This window comes from Massilia aerilata, assembly GCF_042656905.1.
In the GTDB taxonomy this organism is placed as follows: Bacteria; Pseudomonadota; Gammaproteobacteria; order Burkholderiales; family Burkholderiaceae_D; genus Telluria; species Telluria aerilata.
Genome location: NZ_JBHSMZ010000014.1, coordinates 102,399 through 118,115, shown reverse-complemented (window position 1 = coordinate 118,115; position 15,717 = coordinate 102,399). Strand labels below are relative to the sequence as shown.

The window sequence follows — 15,717 nt, the reverse complement described above, 5'->3', positions numbered from 1 at the left end:
TACCGAATTCCAGAAGCTGTTGACTCAACATGGTCGATAGAACATGAACCGAGAATTTATGGCGCTTATAAGACGACTCGCTGAATTGCGTAATCGTTTAGACGCAAAAAAATATAGGGGTATGGACATCGCTTTTGCTCGAGAATTAGAAGACAGAATAGGTACGGGAGCGATGCTTGACGGAGATGTTGAGCGGGCTGAAACACTGTTAGCACGGCACCGCCTGTGAGTATTATCACAATGCTTCAGATCGCTACCATCTGTGCGAGGTAGGAAAAGGCATTAGGAAATGTGCGATGGTGCCAGAGTGGCAAGATCGTGATCGCCATCCTTGCCATATTCGCGGATTTGGTCAAGCGCACTCTGCCTGGTGTACGCCATCGTCGTCGTCACACTGGCGTGACCCAGCGACTCGGCCACGACACGGATATCGCGCCCTCGCACGAGCAGCGCTTTCGCAAAAGTATGGCGCAGCCAGTGCGGTGAAACGTCGCGCAACTGCGCTGCCTCCGCACCGCGGCCTTCTTGCTCAAGCGCTACAGCCACCTCATCGAGCCGGTTCTTCACGATCAAATATAGGCTCTTGCGCGACGTGAGGCTGGCCCATGCGCGGAAGTAGCGCCGCGACTTTGCCTCCGTCACCAGGCGGGCGCCGATCGCCACCGGCTTCGTCTGCACCGACAGCAGCAGCCCGTATTCTTCGCCGGCCTCTGGCATCGGTGAAAGGCCAAAGGCGCTGCGGTACGCCATCAGTTCTTCAAACACAGCGCGCGTCATGGGAATGTCGCGCCCAACGCTGCCCTTGGCATGTTCTTCGGAGACCTTCAAGATCCAGTACGTGCGTGCCGTTTTCGGATCGGTCAACGGAAACACGTCGCGCATACGCACGCCGACCAGCTCGGACGCGCGCAAACCTAGCTCACGCAACGCGACAAACGCGAACCGGTCGCGTGCGCGCAACCTGGCTGCGTTATCGTCAGGAACGGGCAACGTGTCGAGGTACTCGAGCACGTAGGCATACAGGTCGAGGTCGAGCGAGCGCTCGGCGTTGATCCGTCGCGACTTCTTCGTCTTCACCTTCGCCATTGGGTTGCGCCCGATAACACCGTCAGCGTGCAGCTCGGTAAAGAGGGCGCGGACGCACCTCAGAATGTCGTCACGGCTTCCACTTGACGGACGCGTGCGGAAGGGCGTGTATCCAGCCTCGTCCGCGCGGGCATAGCGCAGCACAGGTTCCTCTTCACCATCACGGCCTAGACGCGTACGCCCGGTATCGACTTTTTGGCATAGACAGTCGGCAGGTACGTCGCGTAGAAACGCGACAAAACCGTTGGCATGGGCCTGGGTCCACTGCACGGGCGGCACCCCGATGCGCTCGCAATACCAGCGCAGCTTCGCGACGTGGTAACTGTAGGTGTTGGCTGTCGCATGACTGTGGTCGCCGCCGTTATGGCGCACACCCTCGAGCCACACGTCGACCGCCTGCCATGCCTTGAGCACGACCAGCTCGGTGTCGCCCTTCGCCACCATTTCGTTCGCTGAATCCCTCACCGTGGTCCTCCTTGTCCGCCACGCACCATGCGCAGCTGGTCGATTGTCATTTCAAGCCGGTCAATTTTAGCCTGCAGGTCGGCGCTGCGGTCCTTGGCAAATCGGGTTTCCGAGCGACTCATTTCGATGGCTTGCATAGCAAACTGGCGTTGGCCCTTTAGTTCGTCGGTCAGCGCGGTCACGGTCTGCCGCTGCTGGGTGAGGGCGCTGCGGCTTTCCTCCAGTTCGCGCCCGAGCAGATCCACACGGGCGGCCTGCGCCTGCACCTCCGCGGCGAGGCGAGCCGCATGGGCCTTGGCTTCCGCCGTTTCGCGCTCGGCGTCTCGCAGACGGCCATTCAAGTAGTCGACCTGTGCATCTCGGCCGGCCTGGGCCGCCAGCCGGGAGAACTGGGGCATGCATTCGATGAAAACGGCACGGATCGCCGAGGCATCGAGGGCTGGCGCCAGGGAAGCCGGCGGGAGGGTGAGGTATGGCCCGGCCGGTGACGGAGATGCGTGCGCTGGTGCCGCTGTGGCCAGCTCGCGTTCGAGTGCCTCGCGCTCGGAAACGATGGTCGGCGTCGACGGACTGCGGCCGGGGGCATATGCGCGCAGCAGTCGCCGATAGACGTCCGGTCCATATAGCTTGTTCGTCACATCGTGGACAGCACGGATGAAGGCACGCAGAAACGGACGGTGGTTGCCAGGCTCGATCGGATAGGACGACAGCAACGGCGCAACTCGCTGCACCAGGTCACGGGCCTGATCGTCGGTAAGGGAGAACGGTGGGCGGCTCATGAAATATTCGTGACGCGACCGAGAATCCAAACCGCATTCGCGACCGAATGAGACAGATTGGAGCAGCACGCCGGTTGACGTTTGAGGACCATGCCGGCGACAGAGCGTGGAGCAGTAGATGAGCACATGGCAGGTAGCTTAACAGGTATTAAAACCACCGTCAAAACCCATCTTTCGACATAGCTGTTACTAAGTCGAAAGATTGCCTCACGGGGGGATTTTTGCTTTTTTTCGACCTCCCCAAGATGTAACCCTATGATTTCAAAAGATGTTTCATTTTGGCAATATCATCGAATTCCGGCTCGCTTTTTCTTAAGCCGAGCGTGTTCCACTTTTACTTCATAACGGTCGTTTATCCGGTAGTCGGCGACAGAAAGATGTGAGTGAGCTTTGACCGTGCATCCATAGGACAAAGCGGCAAAATTCGAAGGACGGACTCACATTATTCTGTCGCGCCGCTACGACGAGATAATGTGAGTAAGTCGCGAGCGACAGAATTTTGTGAGTATTCGGGCAGCTTTTTATACCCTGCGTATGACTTTAACCATCGTGACCGGCGCCACGTTACCCAGCTGTTTGCCATCCCGTTCAGCCAAAGGGCAACGCGCACCTCAGGTAATAGATTGACACCTCAGCAACGCCAAAAGATACTGGCCGTTCATCCATTCGAAAGCAAGGGCCATGGCGATCCAGATCACCGCCGACATGCGCGAGTCGCGCTCATCCATAATCGCCATGCTGCAGCGCATGCCCGACTATGAAGTAAAAGTGTGCGAACTGGACGTCGGGGACTACCTGCTCCGTGACGATTTTCCTGTAGAGCGCAAGGCCGCGGCTGACTTCGTCGCGAGTATCCAGGACAGGCGCTTATTCGAGCAGGTAGCCAAGCTAAAGGCAGAATACGGCAAGGCCACTTTTGTGATCGAAGGCGATGTCTATGCGACGCGAAGCCAGATGAAGCCAGAAGCGATCTGCGGCGCGATTTCTTACCTCACGGCGATCGAAGACGCACGTGTTCTAACCACCAGGAACGCGGCCGACACTGCGGCCCTTCTTGCTACCCTCGCACGCCACTTGCAGCAAGGGCTAAGTTATGCCGTGGGTTTACGGGCGAATAAACCGAAAGATTTGCGGTTGAGCGCCCAGTTCCTTGTACAAGGCCTGCCTGGAGTCGGCCCGGCGGCCGCCACCGCACTCCTCGAGCACTTCGGCACTGTCAACGCCTTGATGCGGGCCGACCTGGCGCAGCTTCGACAGGTGTCGGGTATCGGGGCAAAAACTGCCGAACAGATCCGCAGCGTGATCGAAGCGGACTATAGGCATGACCCGGCCTCTTAGGCTCTGGCGTGAGCTTGTGAGCGAGGAAAAATTGCCGGTTGTTGAGGATAAGGCGGCTTGAACAGTACCGAAAAATCGAACAAAGGTTTGAAAGTTCCTTTCGGCCGGAAAGGCGACGAACTATTTGCGCCGAGTGCTGCCCTCCCGACTGGACTGGATTGCCAATGCATCTGCCCAGGATGCGGTGCAAAGCTGATACTCAAGCAGGGGTCGAGACGCCGCCATTTTGCACATCACAACGCTCCGGGTTCCGATCAGTGCGTTGAGAGCGCAATCCATGCCGCCGCCAAACAGGTGCTCATCGAGTGCGGCGGCCTACTAGTGCCCGAGGTCAGCTTCTACATCTCAGCAGCAGCCCAGGACGGCCAAATGCTGCATGAGCAGGAGGTCCTATCAACGCAACGACGCATCCGTTTCGATCACGCGGCGGCGGAAGTGACCATCGGAGATATCCGGCCCGATGTAGTGGGCTACCGAGGCGAACGGCAGCTGCTAGTCGAGATGTTTTTCCGCCATCGCGTCGATGAGGAAAAGCGCGATAAGCTTAAGCGGCTCGGGTTCCCTGCACTGGAAATTGACCTGTCTGATCTTGATCCGTTGGAAGGGTTTGAGGCCGTGAAGGAACGAGTCATCGAAAGCGTTCACTACAAGGAATGGCTGGTATACCCCCGAAGTGACGAGCACCTCGCTTACCTGAAGAATAAGCTCCAAGCTCGAGTCGACTCCGCCAATGAAGCCCACCAGGCCGAACTAGAGCGCAGAAAGAAGGAGCGGGCGAAATTAGCGCGGCTCGAAAGCGCAAGGAAAGTAGCCAACGTTGACGTCGACACTGCGTTTTCTAACTGGACTCCCGATGAGCAGGATGCTTGGCTTCGCGAGCAGCTCGGGCTCACCGACGCGATCCCGGCCTTTCTTTCCCGGGGAGCGTATCCGCAGTCGGTGATCACGGTTCCGGCATTCATCTTTCAAGCTAGTATCTTCGAGCGGTTTATCTACCGTAGCAAGGAGGGCACAAAGCTCACTGCCGACACGATCTATCCATGCTTGCGTCGACGATTCAAGCTGCCGCCGCAGGATGGGATGCTGCAGCGCCTCGCAATCAACCTGTATCTTCGTTACCTTGCGACCGCTCGCATTCTTTACGAGGAGCGCGGGAAGAGATTCGGGCCTTTTTATGTGGAACACAACGAAGTTTCACTGCCTCTTCATACGGCATTCGAAACACAGTACGACGGCGAGCCACTGCTTTCCGATCAGGCTCGGGGTTCCGGCCCGCGCCGTCGCTGGAACGCTGGATGGCCACGCTGGCGAGCAGTCCTGGAGGAAGCGCAGGAAGTGCTTGCCGGGTCACCGCACCGGGATGTTCTCCTTGACGCGCTGGACAATCTATCAGCGATGAATTCGCCGGCAAGTCCGCACCATTGGGCTGAGCCTTTAGTGAAACGTGATGTCCCGCTAGAAGCCTGCTTTGACCTTTTAAGCCGTGTAGGGCTACTCGCACGCTAGGCCGCCGCGGGTAACGTTCCTGCGCATTTACGCAACCCGCTCAAGCGCACCACGAAACCGGGAACACGAACGGCGACAACGCCACTATAATCCTCTTCCCTAAGCGACCGCTGGAACAGGACGACGCTCCATGGATTACATTGGAAGATACGGCGAGTACCGGGTTCTCGCAAAGTTACTTGAGTTAGAAGTTGAGGCTTACCTCGCGCTTAAAACCAATCAAGAGCACTACGATATAACGGCAATCTTGCCAGAACGTCGGGTTGTTCGAATTCAGGTGAAGTCGACCACTCTCGGCAATACAAGCACGAACAATTCATTCGGTGGCGTCGAGAAAGATTATGACTATTTGGTCGTTGTGATAATCGACAGCACTCCGACAATGGCCGTTAAAGAAGGCAGCGAAACGCCATCCGAGGACCTGGTCACAAGTGAACTTCGACCCCGTTTCTTTGTTCTCGAACGTGCGGAAGCCTTGCAAATAAAAGGAGAGTCGAAACTGTTGGGAGTTAGTCAACAGAAAAACAAGAAATATTTCGTGAAGGAAGCGATTTCGAAGTATGAAGATGCCTGGCTTAAGATCATCGCATCGTAGGCCGATCACCGATCAAACTTGACACACATATTGTCAACTCGACAATACATTTTCTAATGTCGAGTTCGCTGCTATGTCGATGCCTGGGCCAGCCGTACAGGCACCACTACTGGCGGTTACAAGATCGACATTACTTAAAGTATTGTCGAGTTCGTCCAGTAAACTGCCTGCTGATGCTGCGCATCTTCTGCCCGTTCTCATTTTGTGAGTACGTTTACGTAAAACCTTTGAGCCCTTCTTTTTGAGGGCACACTTATGTAAATTCTGCTTTTTCGCTACAGATTCAAGGCCGAAGGTCCAGGTTGGTCGCAAGGCTAATCTCAACAGATCGCTCCATTCGTGCTTCGACCTGTCACAGCGTCGAGGCCAAGGTAGCAGGTAAAACCGTCCTCCTTCGTGAACGTGCAAGATAGGTCACCTCTTGTCCGTTCGCGATACCCTGGCGCGTCGCTGCAGGACACTTTCAGGTCCGGCCCGAGCTGGTCGAACAATTCCTTCGCTAATGGCCCCTTGAACATGAAAGAGACCTTCCGATCGCGCCGGTTGGGCGGTGTCATTTCCGAGAGCGTGCCGCCGTACACCTGGTAGTTGCCCTTTAGAGGTTTGGGGCCGGCAGTCCAAGCGCCGCCCTTCTCTTCCGCGGCGAGAACAGGCCAGTGAAGCACAACAACGCCGACAACCAATAAGCGGCGCAGGATCATGATGCGAGCCTTCCCCATAGTCCGACATGAAAATGGTCGTCGTGACCAGGGCAACTCGTCACACGAGCGCCAAGAGCCTTTTGGACGGCCGGATCGTTAAAGTAGACGACCTTGACCCACGGGTGACGCACGAATAGGTCGATGAGCTTGGTCGTCGCCGCTGCGTCGTAGACAGCTGTGTCTCGATACGAGCAGCGTGCGGCCTGGCCGGTGAGCTCGTCCTTGCGAACAGGCCGGCAGTCCACCTCAATCCCCTTCTGGTGCGTCTTGTGACGGTCAAACTCGTGCCCACCGTCGATGCTGATATTCCCGATCCCGAACTTGCGGTCGCATAGAGCTTGCCATTCGCGTTCGATCTGGAAGATCAGGGAAAGTAAGTTTGGATGCGCATACTGGGCTAGGTGGCCCGTTCCGGGCACGCCATGCAAGTTACCATAGACGTAGTAGCCGGCGTCTTCTGGTGCTTGCGGCAGCATGAAGTAGCCGCGAGAGTCCTTGGGCTGGATTGGAATGCCATTGGAAGCCATTTGAGGGCCTTTACGCGCACTTCTTGGAGGCGAGGTCCCATCCACCCGACGAGTTGCCACTGGCGCCGCCAGCGATCTTCTGCTGCGTGTACGTCCACTTCACTTTCGAGAAGCACAGGCCGATTTCGTCGTGCAGCTGGCCGCCATCGTGCATTACCTGATCCATATGGGACAGCATGACGTTCTCGAGCTCGACCTGGTAGAACTTCACCGGCTTCCCGTCGCCATCGGCTCGCATAAACTCCAGCTTCGCTTTCGGCATGGTCTTGCCCATGGAGCAGTGCTGCATCAGGACTGGCGAAGCGATATCAACCAGTTTGGACAGGATTAGCGTGCGGTGTTCGCAATGGCCTGCAGTATGGCCCCCGCTGGTCGACACGGTCGCGCTGCGCGGCTGGGTGACGCCCCAGTGTGCCGAGGTAAGCTCGATCCATCCAGCATGCGCCGAGTCGGCGGACTCCCCTTTTATGCCTTCGATCTGGAGGTATGCGTCCGAAGCCATCTTTCTTCTCCTAGGTCTGAAATAGCCTCAAGTTTGCATGGAGAAGGCTGAGCAGACCTTGTATATGCGCAAGCCAACAGGCGTTGCCATATTGCACCTGATATGAAAAGGTGCAATACTTCGGTGTCGCCATGCGGCATTGTTGTACCCGTAACCCGAATAAGCCTGCGCCGTTTTGTACGGCCGCGTAATCCTCAAGCATTTCCACTCGTCCGAGCGCCCTGCTCCAGCGAGTCCTCACCGACTCCCTCTTTTTATCGTCGATCCTCGACATCAGGGAGAACCTATGAACATCATCCATGAAGCCGTAATCGAATCGGCAGTACAGTCGACTCAAGGCACACGGAAAACATCGATGCTCAGCGAGCAAGCTGACAGCGAACCAAGCCAAGCCGAAAAGCTCGGCATTCAGTACGTCCAGTCGTTTCCTTTTGCGCCGGACGCTCGCATCGCAGGGTGTCTAACGAAGGCCGATATCGGCCCGACTAGCTACGGGTTCCTGCACGGCGCAGACTTGCCACCGGGCGAAAACTTCGTAACTTTTGAGGCCATTGGGGTCGACTCTCGCGGGGGCTATGAGATTGTTCGCTCCGCAGCTGGAGTAGCGTACGTCATCGTGACTTACGCACCCCACGCACGTGCACGTGGACTGCATCACTTGAAAGATCACATAGGAGCGAATCCAGACCATTACGCCGCTCGCGCGCTGATTCTCGACAGCCCTTGGCCACACACGCAAGAAATGATTGACCAGCTCGAGGTTGGCTGGAAGCGACGCCTGCAGCCTCATCAGGCTCAGCAACGCCTTGAAACTCTTCATAGGGCACTGGCCGATATGAAGCTGACCTAAAGCAACTTCGCGCCGACTGAACATCAGTCGGCGCCCTTCCCCCCTACCGGTTCACGACATCGAATGTCGTAAGCCCTCCCCGGCCGCCCCATTTTTCAACGCCGATTCCCGGCAATGACTGGAGCGCACAATGAACGCAAATTCCAAGCAACTTCAATCCGGCGATGCGCAGCAACAGCACGACATCGCACTCGAGATGGCCGCGGTCGAAACCTGCCGGCGCTCGCCCAATCTAGATCGCCTCGACACTAGCTTGCTGGTAGCTAAGCTCCACGCTAAGCGCAGTGCCGACGAATTCTGCCTGCCGCAAACCATCTTCCGCACGAGTGAGTCGGCCGGCTGGTGGCACACCAACAGCCTGGCCCGAGTGCTCGAAAAGGCTGAGGTCTTCGCCACGATCCTGCCCACTCGCTACTTCCAATAAACCCATCAATCCCGGGATCGATTCGATCCGTTCGCATCAATTGGGAAACCCAAATATGCAAAACACGCCGCCGGCGTCCACGCCCATGCCAACCCTAGACACGCCACTTTGCGCCCGAGAGTTCCCGGGCTTCGAGCTCGACTTCAAGCTGCCCGAAGGGTTTGAAGACACCTCCTGGCACAACGAGGAAATGCCCTCTTTCGACAAGCCACAGGCGAACGGGACTGTCTTGCGGCTGTGGGTGGATTATGCCGACCGCAGCAAGTCGAGAGCGACCGATGACGAACCCTACTTCCGTTTTTCGCTCGCGCGCTATACCGCGGACATGGACTGGATCGGCCATACCGGGTTTGCCTCCACGCCGGATGAAGCGCTTGAGTTGATTGCGCAAAATGACATCGTCTAGGAGGTAACGATGAGCACCAGTTTCACTGCAATTCGCGCGGACCATGTAGGCGGCCACGTCGCTATGGCGCCGGTACCCTACTTCCCGAGCTGGACCGTGCCGATCGAGGCTCGGACGCGCTTTCAACCCTGGGCGTGCACCTTTCATACAGGCGATGATGGCCCGAGGCCGTTCGTCGCGTTTGGTGGCCAGGCAGGCATGCTGGATGCCGTGTACGCCCTGCTGGGTCCACTGCTGCTCAAGATGCATGGCGGCCTGTTTGAGACGTTGGCCGAGCGTGTGGACTTCGAGCTCGACGCCACACCGCTGCAAGGTGCAAGGCTCGCCTCCGTCGCTCACGCGCTCGAGGCGTTCATATCCGAGCCCTCCTTCACCGTCGACTGTTACCTGGTCGGCGTAGATCCTCACAATGCACGCCTCCAGCTGGCGGCGATGCAGATGGCCATTGAGAGCTATCGGAGTATTGTTCTCTGACGTATCTCGCTCAGCCCGTCCGGGCTGGGCACCCTTCCCTACTCGTTTCTGCTTCCTCATCCGGTGTGGTGCTGCGCTCGTTACAGCAGGACCTATTAGGGACCGACAGACCCTTGTTAATTCCCGTTAGTCCCTAATAGTCCCTGACAGACCTTGATAGGGACTTGCATTTCGGGTAGAGTTTGCTCGTAGTCAATTCAGTGTCCGCGGTAGGCAGGCGGGAATCTTCATATAGAGGGATGGGCAAAATGGGTATCAATTCGCAGAATGAAACGCAAATGGTTGTTGGCGCCGACGACGGTCACGATACGATCAAGCTCTGTTACGGCTGGGACAGCAAGACAGGCGCTTGGCGCTACGGCTACCACAAGTCCCGCGCCGTCGAAGGACTGCAACAGGTGATGTCGATCGGCAGCCCGGCCAGCGCCGGCGGCGCGTATGAAACGGAGGGCAAACGCTACACCGTCGCGGGCGCCCAGAATCTCCTGCAGGCCCTCGATACCCGAATGGAGGGTTACCCACTGTCGGATCTCAACCGTACACTCGTCGCCCACTCGCTGGCCGCGTGCGGGCTGGGAGATACACCCGTCTACCTGATCACCGGCCTGCCTGTCGACCAGTACTACAAGAACGGTGCGCCGAATCAAGAGCTGATCGGTAGAAAAATCGAAAGCCTGGCGAAGCCGGTCAAACGGATCGGGAAAGGCGCGGTGCTGGCGCTGGTCGGCGGGCAGAGCGTGATCAGCGAAGCGATCGCCGCGTTCTACGATGCGCTCATCCAGCCCGATGGTGCGTTCGATGCGGATATCGAGGCCCTGATTGCGCGCCGGCCGGTGGCTGTCGTCGATATGGGTGGGAAGACCACTGACCTCGTCGTCGTCGCTGAACACGTCAGCTCGGTCTACAAGGACCAGAGCGGCACCAAGGATATCGGCGTCCTCCAGCTGCTCGACCAGGTAGCCGAACAGATTAAATCGGAATTCGGCTTGAACGACAACCCCCCGCTCCCTTACGTCGAAGAAGCCTGCCGGACGAAGAAATATGAGCTGTTCGGTGAGGACGTCGATGTCTCCCATATCGTCGAGGCCGCCTGCGAAGCGTACCTTGAGCGGGTCAAGAATTTCTTCGTCTCCAAGCTTCGCGACGGCTCAACCGTTGGCGCCGTGGTGTTCGTCGGCGGCGGCACGGCCTTGATCCAAAGTGCGCTGGGCGAAGAGGCGTTCGCGTCGATCTATAGGGGCAAACGCTTCATCCCGAGGGAGCCGGAATACGCCAACGCAAGGGGTATGTGGAAGTTCGGAATGTACGTGCTGGATCCGGCTGAGCGTACAATTCAGGCTCCGGCCGCGATCAAAGGCGCTCAAGCTAATCTTCCGCGTGTCAGCACGGTCGAACCTGTATAAAAGGATGAGGTAATGGCGAAGGATAATTCCCAGGGCTCCGGGGTACAGTACAAGGTACTGCTCAAGCCCACCGATGTTGGACTGCTTGTGATGAAGCGTATGGAGCGCCCGCATCTGGACAAGAGTGCCGAGCTGCGACGGTTGATCGAACTGGGGTACGCAGCTGAACAGGCCGGGTTCATCCTGGACGGAACGATTCTTCGCCACGCTGGCCGTATGTGGGAAACACAGCCGGAATTCGCCGGTGCTGGCCGGCATGTCGCTCACGCCGAGGTGCCCGTGCCCGTAAGACCGCATCCGGGCGAGCAGCCTACGGCCCAAGGCCAACAAGATGAGGTCGTCGGGAGTGGGGGTGGGGGAGACCGACCGGAAAAACGGCCGGAGGATAAGGGCGCGACAGCAAGATCCACTCTACAGAACAACCTGCGCGGACTATCCGGATAAGGAATTTCACCCCTATTCGAAAGGCGGCTTCAGTGCCGCCTTTTTCTTTTGGTGCGAAAGGTGAGAAGATTTGTGAACGTTCTTGAAAGCTTAGCGTTAGGGAATCAATGTACAAAAACCGCCTTTCTGGCGCCCAAAAATGCCCGTTTGTTGGGTAATTAGCGCGGTTTTTGAGCTAAATGAAGCGTCGAAGGAATGCCTAGAAGTTAGTTTCGGCGCGGAAGGTGAGAAGATTTGTGAGCGATGGCGGGCCTTGTCGGCGCTATGGTGAGAAGATTTGTGATCGCTACTAAGCCGGTGGCCGCAGGGAGACGCGACTTACAAGAATGCTAGTGTCAAATTTTGACACGCCGAATCGGCCGAAAAATGGCTGTCAAAAAATGACGCAACTGGATGTTCCGCATGCACCTAGTGTCAATTTTTGACACCTCAAAACGGCGAAAAAAAGGGTGTCAAAAAATGACACCCTGTTTCGCTAGATCACGACATCGCACCCTTAGCTGCGTCGTCAGCTACCGCGCATCAACCCCGACGGACCCAGTGTCAATTTTTGACACCCCTAATCGGCCGAAATAGGGGTGTCATTTTTTGACACCCACTGGTCGCGCTATGCTTTCCGCAGCATAGCCAGGTTGTCTTGGATGAGCTTATGAAGCTTTTCGGAATCGAACTCGCCGGAAATCTTGGCAGACGACGGGCCCAGGACTACCTTAATGTTCAGCCCTTCTTCCTTGAACGCATACTCCTTCTTGCTACTTGCAACCGGGCCTTCGAGCTTTCGTTCGATCCAGCCCTTTACGCCGGTCTGCTTCAACTTCTTGGCTTCGATCAGGCGGAAGGCTTCCTCCACAAGTAACTTTGCGCTCTCTCCTTTTACCGGATCGTCGAGCAGCGGCTTGAGCGCGTAGACTAGGCCCGCGCCAATGATCTCTGGCGACTCGTTGAGTAAAGGATGAACCGACTCCGGCAGGCTTGCGAACGCCTCCAGGTTATAGATTTGGGTTCTGGAAACCGACATAACCTCGGCCAGCTCCGTTTTGTTCTGCACCGCGTCCTGTTCCTGCAGCATGACCATGTGCTTGTACAGCTCCCAGTCCGACAAACCTTTTCTTGCCGTGTTCTCGGCAGTAAGCGCTCGCGCGGCCTGGGCATTGCTCAGCCGCCTTACAATGGCCGGAATCGTGGTCTGCTTGAGCCGTTTGAATGCTTCAAGCCTGTGATGTCCAGCGACCAGTTCATATGGTTTGTCGCCTCCTTCGACCGGGCGCACCAGGATAGGCGACAATAAGCCGCCTTTCTGGATAAGCGCCACAAGCATTTCCACATGGTCCAGATCTAGTTTGACACGCGACTGGAATGCAGAGTCGGCGATCTGCGAGACTTCGATCGGCTTCCCGAGCTGGGCTTCGTTTGCTGCGTCGCCAAAGATCGTAGACGCTACTTCTTCCTCGATATCGCGTGGCGGGCGCCGGCGGCGCATACTGTCTTCAAGTCCTTTGTCTTTAGACACCGGCCTTCTCCTTCAGCGGGAGACTGGCGATTGCGGCTATCTCACGAGCAATAGCAACAATCTCGCGCGATGCGTTGTGATCACGGTCATACTGCAGGATGGTCTGACCGCCGGCCTGCGATTTGTGGATGTCGGTAGTGGATGGCAGGCTAGCGGTGAGCACGTGGTCATAGTAGTCACGGACAGCGCCCGCTGTGATCTTGCACATCTTCTTGCGAGCGTCGTGCTTGGTAAGGATCGCACCGCCAAACTTGAGCTGAGGATTCGCCATCCTCCCTTGCTTGATGAACTCGAGCATGTCGTCGGTGCCCAGCAGCGAAAGTTTCGACCCGGACTCGATAGGCACCATGACGATGTCCGATGCCGCGAGCGCGTTGGCAGTCAGGAAATTCAGGGCAGGTGGCGTATCGAGAATGATGACGTCGTATTCGTCTGCCACCAGGGCGAGCTTCTGTCGCACAAGCGATGTGGAAGAGAAAGGCGTTTGTTGCAGTTGACGTTCCAGCACTGCGAGCTTCAGCGTAGAGCCGATCAGGTGGACGCCTTCGATGTGGGTGTTCTCCACAATAGCAGCAGCGATCGATTCGCGGCCGTCCAGGACCTTTTCGATTGTCACCGCGGGCGACTCTTCGAAGTCGTACACCAGTCGAGTGGCGTTGGCCTGGGGATCGAGGTCGACCAGCAACACATCCAGACCTTCTCGCGCGAACGCATCAGCAATGCAAACCGATAGCGTCGTCTTGCAAACTCCGCCCTTGTGATTTGCCAGACATATGATTTTTGCAGGCACAGCTTTCTCCACGTTTTTATCGATCGAGAAATGTTAGAGCAAAAATCGGTAAATGCCTACAAAAATGTAATCGAGGTAAGAAAAACCGAGCGATTTCCGGAAACGCTCACAAATCTTCTCACCTTTCGTCGCTGGATTGCCTCTAAGATGTGATTAGAGAGCCCTGAATCCGAGACGTAGTGGTCGAAAAGCCGAGTTTCAGAGATTGACAGGGCCCGGCTGGTAGCTTCACGTGAGTGCTGCGACGATTTCTTCCTGAAAATGCTCTCAACGAGCGATGCATTGAGGGTTTTTTGAGTAGTAAACCCTTGATTATGGTTAAAACCAGTTTGATGCTTGGCAAGAGCTAGTATCCATGCGGGTCTCAAGAGATTTAGGTGAGAGGATTTGTGAGCGCAGGTGAGAAGATTTGTGAGTGTAGGTGAGAAGATTTGTGAACGATCAACCGGAAAGGTGAGAAGATTTGTGAGTGCAGGTGAGGGGATATGTGAGAGATTCGGCTAAAGGTGAGAGGATTTGTGAGCGCTTCGCGGTTTTCGACCTCTCTGTTGCAAGTTTTCCCGAAAGGTGAGTTTGGCATTTGATCTTTTTCACCGTTCCATGTACGCTTCTCATCCATGGAACTTGTCAACAACACAGCGAACGCCGTCGAAGTCCTGCGGCAGCCGAACCAGACACTCGCAGTCCTGCCAGTGAGCGGTCGAATTACCGCAACTATGCGGAAGCTGTTCGCGACGATGTTGTTCTTTTCCCAGCAGGATGGCAGCAAGGATGTGTATCGGCGCTCTTTCGGTGAGCTGATGAACCTCGCCGAGTACAATAGCCGGAATACGCTCGATCTCAGGGAACAGTTCAGGCTGCTGCAGAGCATCCAGGTCGAATGGAATACTCAGGCCTCCGATGAGACGCGCTGGGGCGTATCCGGAATGATCGCCCAAGCCGAAATCGTTGAGCACAAAGGCCATGCAACGTATGTCGAATGGTCGCTCCCGCCACGGATACGCCAAGAGCTACTTGACCCGACGTCCTATACGGCGCTGCTGCTCCATATGTCGACCGCCTTGCGAGGCGGCTCGTCGATCGCCTTGTATGAGATTTGCAGCCGCTACAAGACAAGTCCGAATGGCCTCACGATGCGTCAGCACTGGGAATGGTTCTGCCCGCGCATCACCGGCAATCCGGGCATCGAAGTCACCGAATACAAGTACTTCAAGCGAGACGTGTTGAAGCGTGCGATGGCCGAGGTCAACGCCATGACCGACATCGAAGTGACGCTCATCGAGCATAAAATGGGGCGGAGGGTCGAACAGATTCAGTTCAAGGTCTCGCGCAAAGCAAACCCGTTTGTGGCTTGGTCCGACACATCCGCAAACGGCGGCACGGTCGATATGGACCTGCTCAACAACATCGTCGCGTTCGGCATCAAGCCGAAACAAGCCAAGATCTGGTGTGAGGAATACGACGAAGACTTCCTACGCAAGACTGTCGCCCTGGTGCGCCAGCGTGACGCGGCAGTGGGCTTGCCGAAGCTAGGGTCGGTAGCCGCTTATTTTCGTACCGCACTCCGCGACCGCATTGCTGAGCAGCCCGAGAAGGCCCCGGCGAAACCTGCGGCGCTCCCGCAAGGTGCCCTTCCAAAACCGCCAACTGCGGCTGAGGCGGCACAGGTCGACCGTATGCGAATGGCTGACGAGGCCTACCGCGCGATGAGCATCGAAGACCAAGAGGCAAGGCGCGACCAGTTCATCAAGGCTACCCCGATCGCGGCGTATGCGAGAGAGGTCAAGAGGCATGGGCTGGGTAGGTCACAGGTGGCAAAAGCCGCGTTCTGCGAGTGGCTTGCGGATTCCCTCTGGGGGAATGCTGATGCAGCCGGCGCCACGCCGCCCGAGGGTTCGACCAACTGATTGGAGGCTG

Annotated in this window: 17 protein-coding genes; 10 read left to right on the top strand and 7 right to left on the bottom strand. The window is 56.9% G+C overall.

Features of this window, described 5'->3' with window-relative positions:
• Window positions 1–282 precede the first annotated feature (282 nt).
• Both ACFPO9_RS17365 and ACFPO9_RS17360 read right to left on the bottom strand, forming a co-directional pair.
• Window positions 283–1,551: a tyrosine-type recombinase/integrase gene (locus ACFPO9_RS17365; protein ID WP_379772658.1), complete on the bottom strand. Its 1,269-nt coding sequence runs from the start codon at window positions 1,549–1,551 to the stop codon at window positions 283–285.
• Window positions 1,548–2,330, bottom strand: a complete 783-nt coding sequence (locus tag ACFPO9_RS17360; RefSeq protein ID WP_379772656.1) for a hypothetical protein — start codon at window positions 2,328–2,330, stop codon at window positions 1,548–1,550. Before ACFPO9_RS17360 ends, ACFPO9_RS17365 begins: the two co-directional genes overlap by 4 nt.
• Window positions 2,331–3,011: 681 nt before the next feature.
• Here ACFPO9_RS17360 and ACFPO9_RS17355 point away from each other — a divergent pair.
• From ACFPO9_RS17355 to ACFPO9_RS17345, 3 genes are all read left to right on the top strand, one after another.
• On the top strand, window positions 3,012–3,668 hold the full coding sequence (locus ACFPO9_RS17355) for an ERCC4 domain-containing protein (protein WP_379772653.1): 657 nt from the start codon (window positions 3,012–3,014) through the stop codon (window positions 3,666–3,668).
• A gap of 57 nt (window positions 3,669–3,725) precedes the next feature.
• On the top strand, window positions 3,726–5,174 hold the full coding sequence (locus ACFPO9_RS17350; RefSeq protein WP_379772650.1) for a competence protein CoiA family protein: 1,449 nt from the start codon (window positions 3,726–3,728) through the stop codon (window positions 5,172–5,174).
• Window positions 5,175–5,304: 130 nt separating this feature from the next.
• Window positions 5,305–5,769: a hypothetical protein gene (locus ACFPO9_RS17345; protein WP_379772648.1), complete on the top strand. Its 465-nt coding sequence runs from the start codon at window positions 5,305–5,307 to the stop codon at window positions 5,767–5,769.
• A 320-nt stretch (window positions 5,770–6,089) separates the two neighbouring features.
• Here the strand turns inward: ACFPO9_RS17345 and ACFPO9_RS17340 are convergent, their stop codons facing one another.
• The 3 genes from ACFPO9_RS17340 to ACFPO9_RS17330 are packed head-to-tail and all read right to left on the bottom strand — an operon-like array spanning window position 6,090 to window position 7,499.
• Complete coding sequence (locus tag ACFPO9_RS17340) at window positions 6,090–6,470, bottom strand: hypothetical protein (RefSeq protein ID WP_379772645.1); 381 nt, start codon at window positions 6,468–6,470, stop codon at window positions 6,090–6,092.
• Entirely contained in the window at window positions 6,467–6,997 is a 531-nt protein-coding gene (locus ACFPO9_RS17335) for a M74 family metallopeptidase (RefSeq protein ID WP_379772642.1), read from the bottom strand. The genes ACFPO9_RS17340 and ACFPO9_RS17335 overlap by 4 nt, the downstream gene beginning before the upstream one ends.
• 10 nt (window positions 6,998–7,007) lie before the next feature.
• Entirely contained in the window at window positions 7,008–7,499 is a 492-nt protein-coding gene (locus ACFPO9_RS17330; protein ID WP_379772639.1) for an Hcp family type VI secretion system effector, read from the bottom strand.
• Between the two features lie 286 nt (window positions 7,500–7,785).
• Here ACFPO9_RS17330 and ACFPO9_RS17325 point away from each other — a divergent pair, with 286 nt between their 5' ends.
• The 6 genes from ACFPO9_RS17325 to ACFPO9_RS17300 all read left to right on the top strand — a co-directional run bounded on the left by ACFPO9_RS17325 (window position 7,786) and on the right by ACFPO9_RS17300 (window position 11,500).
• Window positions 7,786–8,349, top strand: coding sequence for a hypothetical protein (locus ACFPO9_RS17325; protein ID WP_379772636.1), 564 nt, complete (start codon window positions 7,786–7,788; stop codon window positions 8,347–8,349).
• 130 nt (window positions 8,350–8,479) lie between these two features.
• Window positions 8,480–8,773: a hypothetical protein gene (locus ACFPO9_RS17320; RefSeq protein WP_379772634.1), complete on the top strand. Its 294-nt coding sequence runs from the start codon at window positions 8,480–8,482 to the stop codon at window positions 8,771–8,773.
• A gap of 55 nt (window positions 8,774–8,828) precedes the next feature.
• Window positions 8,829–9,179 carry a hypothetical protein gene (locus ACFPO9_RS17315; RefSeq protein WP_379772631.1) on the top strand — a complete coding sequence of 117 codons (351 nt, stop codon included), beginning with the start codon at window positions 8,829–8,831 and terminating at the stop codon, window positions 9,177–9,179.
• 9 nt (window positions 9,180–9,188) lie between these two features.
• Window positions 9,189–9,653: a hypothetical protein gene (locus tag ACFPO9_RS17310; RefSeq protein WP_379772629.1), complete on the top strand. Its 465-nt coding sequence runs from the start codon at window positions 9,189–9,191 to the stop codon at window positions 9,651–9,653.
• Between the two features lie 248 nt (window positions 9,654–9,901).
• Window positions 9,902–11,056: a plasmid segregation protein ParM domain-containing protein gene (parM, locus tag ACFPO9_RS17305; protein WP_379772627.1), complete on the top strand. Its 1,155-nt coding sequence runs from the start codon at window positions 9,902–9,904 to the stop codon at window positions 11,054–11,056.
• 12 nt (window positions 11,057–11,068) lie between these two features.
• Window positions 11,069–11,500, top strand: coding sequence for a hypothetical protein (locus ACFPO9_RS17300; protein ID WP_379772625.1), 432 nt, complete (start codon window positions 11,069–11,071; stop codon window positions 11,498–11,500).
• Window positions 11,501–12,107: 607 nt separating this feature from the next.
• Here ACFPO9_RS17300 and ACFPO9_RS17295 read toward each other — a convergent pair.
• Together ACFPO9_RS17295 and ACFPO9_RS17290 are read right to left on the bottom strand one after the other, a co-directional pair.
• The gene (locus ACFPO9_RS17295) at window positions 12,108–13,010 is read right to left on the bottom strand and encodes a ParB/RepB/Spo0J family partition protein (RefSeq protein ID WP_379772623.1); all 903 of its coding nucleotides are present in this window, start codon (window positions 13,008–13,010) and stop codon (window positions 12,108–12,110) included.
• Entirely contained in the window at window positions 13,003–13,800 is a 798-nt protein-coding gene (locus ACFPO9_RS17290) for a ParA family protein (protein ID WP_379772620.1), read from the bottom strand. Before ACFPO9_RS17290 ends, ACFPO9_RS17295 begins: the two co-directional genes overlap by 8 nt.
• A gap of 617 nt (window positions 13,801–14,417) precedes the next feature.
• Between ACFPO9_RS17290 and ACFPO9_RS17285 the strand changes: the two genes are divergently transcribed.
• Window positions 14,418–15,707, top strand: a complete 1,290-nt coding sequence (locus ACFPO9_RS17285; RefSeq protein ID WP_379772618.1) for a replication initiation protein — start codon at window positions 14,418–14,420, stop codon at window positions 15,705–15,707.
• The last annotated feature ends 10 nt before the right edge of the window (window positions 15,708–15,717 follow it).

Excerpts from the sequence above, each read along its gene's own strand:
- ACFPO9_RS17325 (WP_379772636.1), top strand. The coding sequence starts at position 7,786 with ATGAACATCATCCATGAAGCCGTAATCGAATCGGCAGTACAGTCGACT.
- ACFPO9_RS17330 (WP_379772639.1), bottom strand. The coding sequence starts at position 7,499 with ATGGCTTCGGACGCATACCTCCAGATCGAAGGCATAAAAGGGGAGTCC.
- parM (WP_379772627.1), top strand. The coding sequence starts at position 9,902 with ATGGGTATCAATTCGCAGAATGAAACGCAAATGGTTGTTGGCGCCGAC.
- ACFPO9_RS17355 (WP_379772653.1), top strand. The coding sequence starts at position 3,012 with ATGGCGATCCAGATCACCGCCGACATGCGCGAGTCGCGCTCATCCATA.
- ACFPO9_RS17320 (WP_379772634.1), top strand. The coding sequence starts at position 8,480 with ATGAACGCAAATTCCAAGCAACTTCAATCCGGCGATGCGCAGCAACAG.
- ACFPO9_RS17345 (WP_379772648.1), top strand. The coding sequence starts at position 5,305 with ATGGATTACATTGGAAGATACGGCGAGTACCGGGTTCTCGCAAAGTTA.
- ACFPO9_RS17310 (WP_379772629.1), top strand. The coding sequence starts at position 9,189 with ATGAGCACCAGTTTCACTGCAATTCGCGCGGACCATGTAGGCGGCCAC.
- ACFPO9_RS17360 (WP_379772656.1), bottom strand. The coding sequence starts at position 2,330 with ATGAGCCGCCCACCGTTCTCCCTTACCGACGATCAGGCCCGTGACCTG.
- ACFPO9_RS17335 (WP_379772642.1), bottom strand. The coding sequence starts at position 6,997 with ATGGCTTCCAATGGCATTCCAATCCAGCCCAAGGACTCTCGCGGCTAC.
- ACFPO9_RS17300 (WP_379772625.1), top strand. The coding sequence starts at position 11,069 with ATGGCGAAGGATAATTCCCAGGGCTCCGGGGTACAGTACAAGGTACTG.
- ACFPO9_RS17285 (WP_379772618.1), top strand. The coding sequence starts at position 14,418 with ATGGAACTTGTCAACAACACAGCGAACGCCGTCGAAGTCCTGCGGCAG.
- ACFPO9_RS17315 (WP_379772631.1), top strand. The coding sequence starts at position 8,829 with ATGCAAAACACGCCGCCGGCGTCCACGCCCATGCCAACCCTAGACACG.
- ACFPO9_RS17340 (WP_379772645.1), bottom strand. The coding sequence starts at position 6,470 with ATGATCCTGCGCCGCTTATTGGTTGTCGGCGTTGTTGTGCTTCACTGG.